Origin of the sequence: Amycolatopsis albispora, from assembly GCF_003312875.1 — a bacterium.
GTDB classification, from domain to species: Bacteria; Actinomycetota; Actinomycetes; order Mycobacteriales; family Pseudonocardiaceae; genus Amycolatopsis; species Amycolatopsis albispora.
The window spans coordinates 6,401,132-6,414,288 of sequence record NZ_CP015163.1 but is presented as its reverse complement, the minus strand read 5'-3'; the positions used below and the strand labels follow the sequence as shown (position 1 = coordinate 6,414,288).

The following is a 13,157-nucleotide window of genomic DNA, read 5'->3' as shown; positions in this document are numbered from 1 at the left end:
GGCCGCCGGCGGTGACGGGTTCCCGTCGGTGCGCGGCGGGCGGGTGGTGCTGCCCGACCGTGACGTCCAGGTCGAGGTCCACGTTACCCATCGTTGCCCTCGTTTCGCCGTTGATAACCGGGCTGACATAGTTAAAGCTGAATTACTAGGATCCTACTGTTCGAGTGCCGCGTTGTGAAGCTGGTCGCATCGAGGCAGGCCTGGCCGAGATGGCCGGGCCGCGCGCACGGAGTGCTTCGCACCGTTGTTCAAGCTAGTGAATCGCGAGCGACGCTCAGCAAACGGATGTGGAGGCGAGAGGGACATGCAGACGCCGAGAGGGGCGGATGCCTCGAGCGAGAGGCGTCGGCGGTACACGACCGGGCGCCCCCGCACCCACGATGTCGCCGCGGCCGCCGATCGGCCTCACCGTCGAGGTCGGCCGCTGGCACGGGCGAGGCATGAGACGCCGCTGGATCTGACGTCCGGTCCCAGGGCAGTCGCCCGTCGCCGCGTATCCGTACCGGGACGGCCTGCGGTCGACCCGGCGGAGTCCGACAACGCGGGCGTGTCGGTCCGCCTGCACGCCGGCATGAATCCTCCGCGACCTCGCCGCCCGCTCCGCGACCCGTCACACGATCGACACAGTGATGGGGCATCGGCGATCGAGGTGAGCTACCCACAAAGTGGGCCAGTGGCTTGGTTGACCATCAACCGCCGGAAACCCCGCATCGTGTTGAACGAGGCAGGGCGCGGTTGGCCGTGTGCGGGCGTGTACAGGTTCGACGGTGATGCGAACGTGCTGGTGCTGGCCGGCGTGGGCGGCCGGGCAGTCCGCGCCGGTAGCAGCCGGAAGGAACTGGCCGATACCGCGCTTACCGTGCTACCACTTGACTTCGTGTCCCAGTACGGCGGCGACATCGAGGTGGCCACGCCGACGATCGCCGCCGGGCAACGTCGTCGCGAACCCTGGTGGGTTCGTGCTCGCGCAGTGCTGCGACCTGTGCGTGGCCGCCGACACCGCACGGTTCGCGGTCACCGGGGTCAAGGTGGTCAGGGGTACAAACCGTGGGTCGTGCCGCTGCCCCGCCTTGTTTCGCCGCGCATAGCCATGCGGCTTCTGCTCATCTGCGACCCAATTGACGCTGGCCGGGCATACCAGGTTGGACTGCTGAACGCGGTAGCGCCGTCACCCCGACTCGCGGAGAGCGGTGCAACGACCGGCCGAGCGCATCCTCGCGAACGCACCGCCGTCCGTGCTGGCCGCCAGGAGGAACTATGCGTCTGATGGCCGAGTCCCCGCTGGGACGCCTGCGCCACGGCGAGGCAGAGCTGGGAAGCCCGAGGCATCGCTGCCGGGACGCCCAGGAAGAACTCGTGGCCGTCGCGGCCAAGCCCGCTTCAAGAGGAGCGGGGCGCTGATGGGTGCCGCACCCTCGCCTGGGATGCGCGCTGTCGCATTCTCCTGTCTGGCCGCGTGGCGGGAACAAGTTCCCATCGCGACGGCGGCCAAGCAACGGGATGAAGGAAGGGGCTCCAAGTGAGCAGCGAGGCCGAGGCACCACTGCGGACCCGTGATCCCGCGCGCAAGGAACGCATCCTCGCCGCCGCCGCCGACCTGGTAGCCCGCCACGGCTACCACGCCGTGTCCATGGCCGACATCGGCGCCGTGGCCGGCATCACCGGCGCCGGCATCTACCGGCACTTCGACAGCAAGTCTGCCGTGCTGGTGGCGCTGTTCGACCGGGTGATCGACGGGCTGGTGCGTGAAGAGCAGGGCATCGTAGCTGGCACCGCCGACCTTCGGGAAACCCTGGACAAGTTGATTGCCGGCCAGGTCGAATTCGTGGTGCGCGATCGGGAACTGGCCCAGGTCTACCACAACGAGATCCATAATCTTCCCGAGGAAGACCGCCGCCGGCTACGCCGCAAGCAGCGGCTCTACCTCGAAGAGTGGGTACACGTCCTGATGGAGCTGCGCCCGGAACTCACCGATACCGAGGCCCGCACCATCGTGCACGCGGCCATCGGTGCTATCCAGTCGACGCTGTTCCACCGCGTCGGTCTCCCCGAACCGAGGCTGCGCGAACTGCTCGCCGAATGCGCCCGCTCGGTGCTCAACGGCGGCTGACCCCCGGACACAGGCCGTCCTGCGGCAAGCCTCCAGCACAACCAAACCATGGGTCCGGTTCGCCGTGGCCAGTGCGTGGCGCGGCCGCGGGTCGTGCGGTGGCCATGTCGGTCGGTGTCGCCCTCGGCTGGGAACCGGCGCTGGGCCTCCGGTGGCGAATTCGACGACGTACGCGGAGATGTCCACTCCGGACTCGATGCGGCTGGACGCTTGATTCCGTGAAGTTGGTGTTGACGGTCGAACGCAGTGCGGTCGCGTCGGTGGCGTTGGCCTGGCAGCGGGAGGTTTCCGCGGACCTGGACCGGGCCAACGCCGATGGTGGGGTCACCGCCATGGGGCCACGCCTAGAAGTGACTTGGCTGGTGCGTGGTTCCCGGACGGGCGAGCAGGTCGCGTCACGCGGTTTGAGACTACCGCGACCGTTGGCGCGGTAGCGGCAAGCAGGGAGTCGGAGACGAGGTGTGTCATCGGCTGGTCGTGACGTGACCGGGTAGCTGGTCGAGGTTGAAGACGAGGGTGGATCGGGCGGCCAGGCCGTGCTCGGTGTGGCAGTCGATCGCTAGCGTCGCCTGGCGGGGCTGCGCTGTGTCGTCGATGGAGAGCACGCGGCCGTCGGTGCGCAGGGTGTCGCCGGCGCAGACCGGCGCGATCATCTGCAGCCGCCTGCGCGCTAGCCAGGCGTCCGGGCCCGCCCAGGCCTTGCCGACGCGGTCGACGAAGCCGTGGAGAAACATGGTGTTGAGGTAGACGTCGCGGGCGCCCTGTTCTCGCGCGTAGGCGTGGTCGTGGTGGCCGCGGAAGAAGTCGCGGGTGGCCGCGGCGTCGAGCACGCACCGGGTGACTGTCACCGGCATCCGCACCTCGGGGAGAACCTCGACCGCGTCCGCCGGGTCAGCCGCGGCCGGGGCAGCCTGCCGCGTGGGCGGCTTGGCGTCGGAGGCGCGGTAGCGGAAGAGCACGTTGTCGTTGGTGGCGACCAGCGTGCCTTCCTGGTTCCGGCATGCGGACCGTGTGGTGACAAAGTGGCCCACGCCCAGCGCGGTGTGCTTCTCCGCGGAGACGGACTCCACGCGCTCGCTGAAGGTGAGCCGGTCGCCGACTCGCATCGGGGCGAGGAACCGGGTGTCGGTGGAGACGTTGATCAGCGTGGTGCCGGGCAGCGGCACGTCGAGGGCGAGGATCGGCGCGTGCTCCGGTCTGCCCCACGGGTTCCACGGCAGCGGGAACGCCCAGACCATGAGCATTCCGGGCGGCGAGATCAGCGCCCCGTACCGCCTCCCCGCGGCGTCGGCGTCCCAGTGGTTCTCGTCGGCGTCCTCGACGAGGGCGCAGAAGTACGCGATCTGCGCTTCGTTGACCGGAAACGGCGCCTCGGTGGTGACCTCGTGGCCGATCCAGGCCTGCGCTTCGGCGTGCGACCCGGTGACCACGTAGTTGAGCGCGTCGGCGTAGTTGACGGTCATGAGGGTGTCTCCTCCCGCGGCCGGAACTGCGGGATCGCGACGTCTCCGCGTGGTTCGAACGTGACCTGGACCGGGGTGCCAACGCGGACCGTGTCCGGGGCGCAGTCGACGACGTTGGCCATCATCCGAGGTCCTTCCGCCAGTTCGATCACGGCCAGCACGTAGGGTGCGGTGAACGCGGGGGACGGTGGCTGGTGCACGGTCGTGTAGGTCAGCACGATGCCGCGGCCGGAGGGCTCCGCCCATTCGAGGTCGGTGCACCAGCAGTAGGGACACCATGCTCGCGGGTGGTGGTGGAACCTGCGGCACGCGCGGCACCGAGGTAGTGCGAACCGGCCCTCGACGGCCGCACGCCAGTAGGGTGCGGTGTCCTCGTACAGGGTGGGAACGGGTGCGGTGGTGGTCATCGTGCGGTCCTTCCCAGGAGCACGGTGGAGTGGTCGGCCATCATTCCGCCGTAGGTGTGGACCAGGGCGATGTCCGCCTCGACCTGCCGGTCTCCCGCCTGGCCCATCACCTGGCGGGCGCCCTCGATCAGCATCGACATACCGGAGGCGTCTCCAGTGTGTCCGAAGGACAGCAGTCCGCCGTAGGTGTTGACCGGAAGGACCCCGTCCGGCGCGGCCGCACCGTTCAGGTAGAAGTGGCCACCCTTGCCGGGCTCGGCGAGGCCGGTCTCCTCCAACAGCAGGATCGGGTTGATGCTGAAGGCGTCGTAGAGCTGGGCGATGTCCACGTCCGACGGGGCGAGGCCAGCCATGGCGAACGCGGTGCGGGCCGAGACGCCCGCGCCCATGGTGGCGAAGTCGCTGGCGTGGCTGATGTTGCCGTGGTCGTGGTGCTCCCCGAAGCCGAGTAGGTAGGCGGGCTGCTGGGTGAGCTCACGTGCCAGCTCGCCGCGCATCACCAGGAACGCCGCGCCCCCTTCGCACGGCACCGAGCAGTCCAGGAGGTGAAACGGCGAGGCGATCGGCCGTGAGTCGAGAACCTGCTCGATGGTCAGCGGGCCCGCCGGTCGCATCAGCGCGTCAGGGTGGCGCAGCGCCCACTCCCGGCTGGTGACCGCGACCGCGGCCAGCGCTTCCCGCGGGGTGCCCCGCTCAGCCATGTGCCGGGTGGCGGCCAGGGCGTAGAGGGCGGGGATGAAGCTGCCGTAGGGGTACTCGAAGTCCGGGTGGCTGATCATGCGGGCCATCAGGTCGGCACCGCCGGCGCCGACCTTGGGGAACTTGCCCGCGCCCACGCACAACACTGCGTCCGCCAGCCCCGCCCTGATGGCCGTCGCCGCGCGGGTGAGCATGACGGTGTAGGTGGCGCCGCCCACGTTGATCGTTTCGCAGAACCGCGGTCGGATGCCCAGCGCGTCGTTGATCCGCTCGTGGTTGAAGACGTCGGCGCCCTGTCCGCCCGCCATGCCGGCAGGGCAGACCAGCAGCCCGTCCACGGCGTTCGGCCCGATCCCGGAGTTGGTCACGAAGTGGCGCAGGACGAGTTCCTGCATCGCCGCTCCGTCGTAGTCAGGATAGCGCCCGGGCGGAAGCTCTTCGACCGCCGCGATAGCGGGGCTGCCGGACAGTGCTGGTGACCTCATGGTGCGCCTCGCATGTCACCGGTTCGGCCAGGACCCAGTGATCGCCAGGACCACCTTGGATCGTCAACAACAAGAGAACTCGGAGTGCCCGTGTCCGGGTCACGGTGGCGGTCAGGATTGGCCCTTCGCGCCCGGCTCCTTGGCCGGTCCTTGGGTTCGGATTCGTCCACAGTGGCACCAGGGGGCGCCTGGGGACGGGGTTCCCTTCGTCTGGTGATTGGTTCTCGCTGTTCGACGCGCACGCCTCTCCTTCTGTCAATCCCTGTCAACCGGCGCGTTCGGGGATCCCGGCTGGTGTTAGACATCTCAGCCCACTGCCACCGGCGCGCGGCACGCGTGCCGGCGGGGGTTGTGGTTGGCGCCTCTCTCCAAGTATGTTAACCATGATTAACGGAGCGTGGGAAGGCTCAGAGGTGATGGCGCACACTCGGCGGATGTGTCACAGCCGCCGGGTGTGGCCGGAACGTCATGAGGTGCCACGAGATTTGGTCAAGCGTCCGGACGGTGGGTGAGTCCGCCGACAGGTTGTCGGTGCGATTCGACTTGCGGGAGCGCTGAAGAGGTGCTTCGTGCGGCGAAGGGCATCGGAGTGGAGGAGAGCCAAGGTGGACTTTCGGGAGACCGACGAGCAGCGCGCACTTCGCGAGGCGGTGTCCAAGCTCGCCGCCTCGTTCGGCCACGAGTACTTCGTGGAGCGGGCGAAGTCGGGCCAGAAGAGCACCGAACTCTGGCAGGCCGTGGGACGGCAGGGCTTTCTCGGGGTGAACATCGATGAGGCCCATGGCGGCGGCGGGGGTGGCGTCTACGAGCTGCAACTGGTGAGCGAGGAACTCGCCGCTGCGGGCTGTCCGCTGTTGATGATGGTGGTCTCGCCGGCGATCTGCGGCACGATCATTCAGGCGCATGGCACGGACGAGCAGCGCAAGCGGTGGCTGCCCGGCATCGCCAGCGGTGAGACGATCATGGCGTTCGCGATCACCGAGCCGGACGCCGGGTCGAATTCACACAACATTTCTACAGCGGCGACCCGGGACGGCGGCGACTACGTGCTGCGCGGAACCAAGTACTACATCTCGGGGGTGGACGAGGCGGAGGCCGTCCTGGTGGTGACCCGCACGGGTACCGACGCGTCCGGACGTGGCAGGCTCAGTCTGCTGATCGTGCCGACCGACGCGCCGGGGCTGGAGCGAACCGCGATCCCGGTGGAGGTCACCGCGCCGGAGACGCAGTTCACGTTGTTCTTCGACGATGTGCGGGTGCCTGCGGAGAACCTGATCGGCGTTGAGGGGGAAGGCCTCAAGCAGGTGTTCATGGGGCTGAACCCGGAGCGGATCATGGGTGCGGCGCTGGCGAACGGGATCGCGCGCTATGGCCTGACCAAGGCGTCCGAGTACGCCCGCGAGCGGAATGTGTGGGGGGTGCCGATCGGGTCGCACCAGGGCGTTGCCCACCCGCTGGCGAACGCCAAGATCCAGGTCGAGCTGGCTCGGCTGATGACCCGGCAGGCCGCCTGGTTGCACGACGAGGGCGACCCCGCGTCTGGTGAGGCGGCGAACATGGCGAAGTACGCCGCCGCTGAGGCCGGATTGACGGCGCTGGACCAGGCGATTCAGACCCACGGCGGCAACGGGATGTCCACCGAGTACGGGCTGGCCACGTTGTGGGGGCCGTTGCGGTTGATGCGGACCGCGCCGATCAGCCGGGAGATGATCCTCAACTACGTGGCCCAGCACGGTCTGGGCCTGCCGAAGTCGTACTGACCGGCGCGGACGCGATCGAAAGCGGGAAGAAGCATGCCGGTGCTGAAATCAACGCTCGACACGGCCAGCGAGACCTACCTGCTCAACCGGAAGGCCAATCTCGCCGCGCTGGCCGAACTCGACGAGCAGCTGGAGATCGTTCGTGCGGGAGGCGGCCCGAAGTACCTCGAGCGGCATCGCAAGCGGGGACGGTTGCCGGTGCGGGAGCGGATCGAGCTACTGGTTGACCGCGACGCGCCGTTTCTCGAGTTGTCGCCGCTGGCCGCGTGGGGCACCGACTTCCTGGTGGGCGCCAGCGTGGTCACCGGCGTCGGCGTCGTCTCGGACGTCGAATGTATGATCATCGCCCACGACCCGACGGTGCGCGGCGGGGCGATGAACCCGTACTCGCTGCGCAAGACGCTCCGAGCGCTGGAGATCGCGCGCCGCAACCGGTTGCCGGTGATCAATCTGGTCGAGTCCGGGGGTGCCGACCTGCCGACGCAGGCCGAGCTGTTCGTCCCCGCAGGCAAGATCTTCCACGACCTCACCGAGCTGTCCGCGATGGGGGTGCCGACCGTCGCGCTGGTGTTCGGCAACTCCACCGCCGGTGGGGCGTACGTGCCGGGCATGTGTGACTATGCTGTGCTGGTCGATCGCCAGGCGAAGGTGTTTCTCGGTGGGCCGCCGCTGGTGAAGATGGCCACCGGGGAGGAGGCCGACGACGAGGAGCTCGGTGGGGCGGACATGCACGCGCGGGTGTCCGGGCTGGCGGATCATTTCGCCGTGGACGAGCTGGACTGTATCCGGATCGGCAGGCAGATAGTGGCCGAGACCAACTGGCGCAAGTTGGGGCCGCCGCCGACGGAGCTGCCTGATGAGCCGCGCTACGACCCGGAGGAGCTGCTTGGTGTCGCCTCGGCCGACTTCCGGGTGCCGTTCGACCCTCGGGAGGTCCTGGCCAGGGTTGTGGATGGTTCCCGGTTCGGGGAGTACAAGGCGCGCTATGGCACCAGCCTGGTCACCGGGTGGGCCTCGATCCACGGTTATCCGGTCGGGGTCCTGGCCAACGCGCGCGGCGTGCTGTTCTCCGAGGAGTCCGAGAAGGCCAGCGAGTTCATCCTGCTGGCGAACCAGTCCAGCACTCCGTTGATCTTCCTGCAGAACACCACTGGCTACATGGTCGGCACCCGGTACGAGCAGGGGGGGATCATCAAGGACGGCGCCAAGATGATCAACGCGGTGACCAACAGCACGGTCCCGCACATCACGATTAACATCGGGGCGTCGTTCGGAGCGGGCAACTACGGCATGTCGGGCCGTGCCTACGATCCCCGCTTCGTCTTCAGCTGGGTCAACGCCAAGTGCGCGGTGATGGGGCCGCAGCAACTGGCGGGCGTGCTCTCGATCGTGGGCCGTCAGGCCGCCGAAGCCGCGGGCAAGCCGTTCGACGTCGAGGCCGACGAGAAGCAGCGGCGCGCCATCGAGGCGCAGATCGAGCGCGAGTCGCATGCCTTCTTCATGTCCGCCCGGCTCTACGACGACGGGGTGATCGACCCGCGGCAGACCCGCACGGTGCTGGGTATCGCGTTGTCCGCGGCGCATTCCCAGGAGGTGGCGGGACGGCGCGGTTTCGGCGTGTTCCGGATGTGATGGAGTCGACGGTGTCCAGGATCAACAAGCTGCTGGTGGCCAACCGGGGTGAGATCGCCTCCCGGGTGATGCGCACGGCCCGTGAGCTCGACATCGGCACGGTGGCGGTGTTCTCCGACGCGGACGCGCACGCCCCCTTCGTCGCGGAGGCCGATCAGTCCGTGCATCTGCCGGGCGTGGCGCCGGCCGACACGTATCTGCGTGCCGACCTGCTGCTGGACGCGGCCCGGCGGACCGGGGCGGACGCCGTTCATCCCGGCTATGGCTTCCTGTCGGAGAACGCGGGGTTCGCCAGAGCGTGCGAGGACGCGGGACTGGTGTTCGTCGGGCCGCCGCCGGCCGCGATCGAGGCGATGGGCTCGAAGACCGCGGCCAAGGAACTCATGGCCCACGCGGGTGTGCCGGTGCTGCCCGGAATCGTGATCGACGACGAGGAGGTCGACCCGCGCTCGCTCGAGGCTCAGGTGGCCGCCGAGATCGGCTACCCCGTCCTGGTCAAGGCCGCCTACGGCGGTGGCGGCCGCGGCATGCGGGTGGTCGAGGCCAAAGCCGGGCTGGCCGACGCGGTCACCTCCGCCAGGCGCGAGGCCGCCTCGGCGTTCGGCAACGCGACCGTGTTCCTCGAACGCTACGTCGACTCTCCCCGCCACATCGAGGTGCAGATCTTCGGCGACCGGCACGGCACCGTGGTGGACCTGTTCGAGCGCGAATGCTCCATCCAGCGGCGCTACCAGAAGATCCTCGAAGAGGCGCCGTCCCCCGCGGTCGACGATCGGCTGCGCGCCGAACTGGGCCAGGCCGCCGTCGCCGCCGGCAAGGCGATCGGCTACGTCGGCGCCGGCACCGTCGAGTTCGTCCTCGATTCCAGCGGCCAGTTCTACTTCCTCGAGGTCAACACCCGGCTGCAGGTGGAGCATCCGGTGACCGAGCTGGTGACCGGACTGGACCTGGTGCGGCTGCAGCTCCTTGTCGCTGAGGGCGCGCCGTTGCCGCAGGAGGCGCTGGAGGCGACCATCTCCGGACACGCCGTGGAGGCCCGGCTGTACGCCGAGGACACCGCCGCCGGTTTCCTACCCGCCACCGGCACGCTGCACCGCTTCGACATTCCCCGCCTGCCCGGTGTCCGGGTCGACGCGGGCGTGGCGGACGGTTCCGTGGTGAGCCCGCACTACGACCCCATGCTGGCGAAAGTGATCGCGCACGGCCGCACCCGAGACGAAGCGATCCGGACACTGGCCCGGACCCTCGCGGACAGCAGATTGCACGGTGTCGTCACCAACCGGGACTTGCTCATCGGCATCCTGCGCGAGGACGAGTTCCGCTCGGGCGCGATCGACACTGGCTACCTGAGCAGGCACGACCCGGTCGAGGTGGAACGCTGCTGGCGTGACCCGCAGGCAGTGTCGACGCATGCGCTCGCGGCGGCGCTGGCCGGACAGGCCGAACGCAGGGCGAGGGCACGGGCGCTGGCCACCGTCCCATCCGGCTGGCGCAACGTGGACAACGGCCCGCAGCGGGTGGCCTTCGTCGCCGACGGCGAGGACATCGACGTGACGTACCGGATCCGGGACGGTGAGGTGACCGGGAGCGTGGCCGGGCAGGCGCTGGGCGCCGTCCACGCCTTCACGCTGGCGCCGGACCGAGTGGACATCGCCGTCGGCGGTACTCGGTGCGCGATGTCGGTGAGCCGCTACGGCGACGAAGCCTACGTCGACAGCGCGCTGGAAAGCACCCGGCTCACCGAGAAGGCCCGGTTTCCCGACCCCACCGCGGTCCGGGAACCGGGGTCGCTGCTCGCGCCGATGCCGGGGACGGTCGTGCGCGTGGCGGTCGAGCTCGGGCAGGAGGTCACGGCCGGTACCCCGATCCTCGTGCTGGAGGCCATGAAGATGGAGCACACGGTGGCGGCCCCCCATGACGGCACGGTCGCCTCGGTGAACGTCGCGATGGGACAGGCCGTCGATACGGGCTCGGTGCTCGCGGTCGTCGAGGAACGGATGGATTGATGGTCGCCTTCGCCGAGTTGCTCGCCGACCTCCAGGCCGAAACCCGAGTGGTCGAGGACATGCTGACCGGGCTGAGCCACGCCACCTGGGACGCGCCGACCCCCGCGCCGGGGTGGGCGATCCGCGACCAGGTCAGCCATCTGGCCTACTTCGACGAGGCGGCCACTCGGGCCGCAGTCGATCCCGACCGCTTCCGCGCGGTGGAGGCCAAGCAGGTGTCGCGAAACCCGGCGTTCGCCGACGAGGTAGCCCAGCGGCATCGGGGGCTGCCGCCGGCGGAGCTGTCGACCTGGTTCCGCGACGCGCGCCGGCGCCTGGTCGACACGGCGTCCGGACTGGACCCGAAGCTCCGGGTGCCGTGGTATGGGCCGGAGATGAGCCTCGCGTCCTCGATCACAGCCCGGCTGATGGAGACGTGGGCGCACGGCCAGGACATCGCCGACGCCCTCGGTGTCGAGCGCACTCCGACCGCGCGGTTGCGGCACATCGCACATCTGGGGGTGCGCACCTTTGGGTTCGCGTTCGGGCGGCACGGGAAGCCGGTTCCCGCCGACCCGGTCCGCGTCGACCTGTCGAGTCCCGATGGTGCGACCTGGACGTGGGGGCCGCCGCGAGCGCGGGACATCGTGTCCGGGCCCGCGTTGGACTTCTGCCTCGTCGTGACCCAGCGGCGGCACGTCGCCGACACCGCGCTGAAGATCAGCGGGCCGGTGGCGGCCGAGTGGATGTCCATCGCCCAGGCCTTCGCCGGCCCACCGGGGCCGGGGCGTGCGCCAGGTGAGTTCGCCAGGAAGGAGAAGACGGTCCGATGAATTCCCGTGCCGTGCGGATCGGCAACTGTTCCGGCTTCTACGGCGACCGCGTCGCCGCGGCCAGGGAGATGGTCGACGGCGGCCCGGTCGACGTGCTCACCGGCGACTACCTGGCCGAGCTCACCATGTTGATCCTGTGGAAAGCCAAGCAGAAGGATCCCGGCGCCGGGTATGCCCAGACGTTTGTCACGCAGATGGAGCAGGTGCTGGGCACCTGCCTCGACCGCGGGATCCGGGTAGTGACCAACGCGGGCGGATTGAACCCGGCCGGCCTCGCCGAGCGGCTCACCGAGCTGGCCGAGCGCCTCGGACTGTCACCGCGGATCGCCTATATCGAGGGCGACGACCTCACGAACAGGATCGACGACCTCCTCGACCAGGGGCACTCGCTGGCGCACCTGGACACCGGCAAGCCCCTCGCCGACGCCGGCGTCAAACCCGTCACGGCCAACGCCTACCTGGGCGGCTGGGGTATCACCGAAGCCCTGGCCGCTGGCGCCGACATCGTCGTGTGCCCCCGGGTCACCGACGCCTCCCTGGTCACCGGCCCGGCCGCGTGGTGGCACGGCTGGGCCCGGACCGACTACGATGTCCTGGCTGGCGCGGTCGTCGCCGGGCACATCATCGAGTGCGGCCCCCAGGCGACCGGCGGCAACTACTCCTGGCCGCACGAGGTGACCGACCGCCGCTATCCCGGCTTCCCCATCGCCGAAATCGCCGCCGACGGGTCCAGCGTCATCACCAAGCATCCGAATACCGGAGGCATGGTGTCGGTGGGCACGGTCACCGCCCAGCTGCTATACGAGATCGCCGAACCCGCCTACCCCAACCCCGACGTGGTAGCGCACTTCGACACCATCACCCTGACCCAACAGCGGCCCGACCGCATCAGCGTGTCGGACGTGCGAGGCAGCGCGCCGCCGGACAGGGCGAAGGTCGCCATGAACTACGTCGGCGGCTACCGCAACACCATGACGTTCGTCCTGACCGGCCTCGACATCGAGGACAAGGCCGCCTGGACCGAAGGACTGCTGTTCGACATCCTCGGCGGCAAGGACACCTTCGCCGAAACCGACGTGCGCCTGATGCGGTTCGACACCGACGATGCCCCGACCAACGAGGAAGCCACCGCCCACCTGCGGATCACCGTCAAAGACCCGGACGCGCGCAAGGTCGGGCGGGCCTTCTCCGGCGCGGCCATGGAGGTCATCCTCGCCGGGCCCGCCGGGCTGCATACCACGACCCCGCCCACCGCCGAGAGCGCCTACGGCGTGTACTGGCCCACCCTCATCCCCGCCGACCTGATCGAACAACGGGTTGTGCTCCCCGACGGCACGACCCGAACGATCGTCCGCGGCGAGCACGCCCCAGCCACCGGCCAGCGCGTCCCCCCGCCCGATCCATCCACGGTGACAGTGCAGGCACCCACCCGGATAGTCCCACTGGGGCGGGTCTGCGCGGCGCGGTCGGGTGACAAGGGCGGCAACGCCAACGTCGGCGTATGGGTCCGCACCGACACCGCGTACGCCTGGCTACGCGACTACCTCACCGTCGACCGGCTGCGGACCCTGATCCCCGAGGCTTCGCCGCTGACCATCCACCGCCACGAGCTGCCGAACCTGCGGGCGCTGAACTTCGTGCTGGTCGGCCTGCTCGGCGAGGGCGTGGCCGCCTCGGTACGGCCCGACCCACAGGCGAAGGGGCTCGGCGAGTACCTGCGCTCCCGCCACGTGCCGATCCCCATCACCGTACTCGAGGAGGACGCACCGCCGTGCTGACAGGA

Annotated in this window: 9 protein-coding genes; 6 read left to right on the top strand and 3 right to left on the bottom strand. The window is 69.4% G+C overall.

Going from position 1 to position 13,157, the window contains the following annotated elements; all coding sequences use genetic code 11:
* Window positions 1-1,519 precede the first annotated feature (1,519 nt).
* A complete protein-coding gene (locus tag A4R43_RS30370; RefSeq protein WP_009156892.1) occupies window positions 1,520-2,110 on the top strand; it encodes a TetR/AcrR family transcriptional regulator in 591 nt (196 codons plus the stop codon).
* Between the two features lie 464 nt (window positions 2,111-2,574).
* Here A4R43_RS30370 and A4R43_RS30365 read toward each other — a convergent pair whose 3' ends face one another.
* The 3 genes from A4R43_RS30365 to A4R43_RS30355 are packed head-to-tail and all read right to left on the bottom strand — an operon-like array spanning window position 2,575 to window position 5,074.
* Window positions 2,575-3,573 (bottom strand): FAS1-like dehydratase domain-containing protein, encoded by a 999-nt coding sequence (locus A4R43_RS30365; RefSeq protein ID WP_110341425.1) that lies wholly within the window; start codon window positions 3,571-3,573, stop codon window positions 2,575-2,577.
* Window positions 3,570-3,980 (bottom strand): Zn-ribbon domain-containing OB-fold protein, encoded by a 411-nt coding sequence (locus tag A4R43_RS30360; protein WP_009156890.1) that lies wholly within the window; start codon window positions 3,978-3,980, stop codon window positions 3,570-3,572. Before A4R43_RS30360 ends, A4R43_RS30365 begins: the two co-directional genes overlap by 4 nt.
* The gene (locus A4R43_RS30355; protein WP_198285911.1) at window positions 3,977-5,074 is read right to left on the bottom strand and encodes a thiolase family protein; all 1,098 of its coding nucleotides are present in this window, start codon (window positions 5,072-5,074) and stop codon (window positions 3,977-3,979) included. The genes A4R43_RS30360 and A4R43_RS30355 overlap by 4 nt, the downstream gene beginning before the upstream one ends.
* 695 nt (window positions 5,075-5,769) lie before the next feature.
* On the opposite strand from A4R43_RS30355, the gene A4R43_RS30350 reads away from it, so the two are divergent.
* Genes A4R43_RS30350 through A4R43_RS30330 form a run of 5 tightly spaced genes read left to right on the top strand, consistent with a single transcriptional unit; the run spans window position 5,770 to window position 13,152 of the window.
* The gene (locus tag A4R43_RS30350) at window positions 5,770-6,924 is read left to right on the top strand and encodes an acyl-CoA dehydrogenase family protein (RefSeq protein WP_110341423.1); all 1,155 of its coding nucleotides are present in this window, start codon (window positions 5,770-5,772) and stop codon (window positions 6,922-6,924) included.
* Window positions 6,925-6,957: 33 nt separating this feature from the next.
* Window positions 6,958-8,556 carry an acyl-CoA carboxylase subunit beta gene (locus A4R43_RS30345; RefSeq protein ID WP_009156887.1) on the top strand — a complete coding sequence of 533 codons (1,599 nt, stop codon included), beginning with the start codon at window positions 6,958-6,960 and terminating at the stop codon, window positions 8,554-8,556.
* Window positions 8,556-10,562 carry an ATP-binding protein gene (locus A4R43_RS30340; protein WP_110341421.1) on the top strand — a complete coding sequence of 669 codons (2,007 nt, stop codon included), beginning with the start codon at window positions 8,556-8,558 and terminating at the stop codon, window positions 10,560-10,562. The genes A4R43_RS30345 and A4R43_RS30340 overlap by 1 nt, the downstream gene beginning before the upstream one ends.
* A complete protein-coding gene (locus A4R43_RS30335; RefSeq protein ID WP_110341419.1) occupies window positions 10,562-11,374 on the top strand; it encodes a TIGR03084 family metal-binding protein in 813 nt (270 codons plus the stop codon). Before A4R43_RS30340 ends, A4R43_RS30335 begins: the two co-directional genes overlap by 1 nt.
* A complete protein-coding gene (locus A4R43_RS30330; RefSeq protein ID WP_110341417.1) occupies window positions 11,371-13,152 on the top strand; it encodes an acyclic terpene utilization AtuA family protein in 1,782 nt (593 codons plus the stop codon). The genes A4R43_RS30335 and A4R43_RS30330 overlap by 4 nt, the downstream gene beginning before the upstream one ends.
* The last annotated feature ends 5 nt before the right edge of the window (window positions 13,153-13,157 follow it).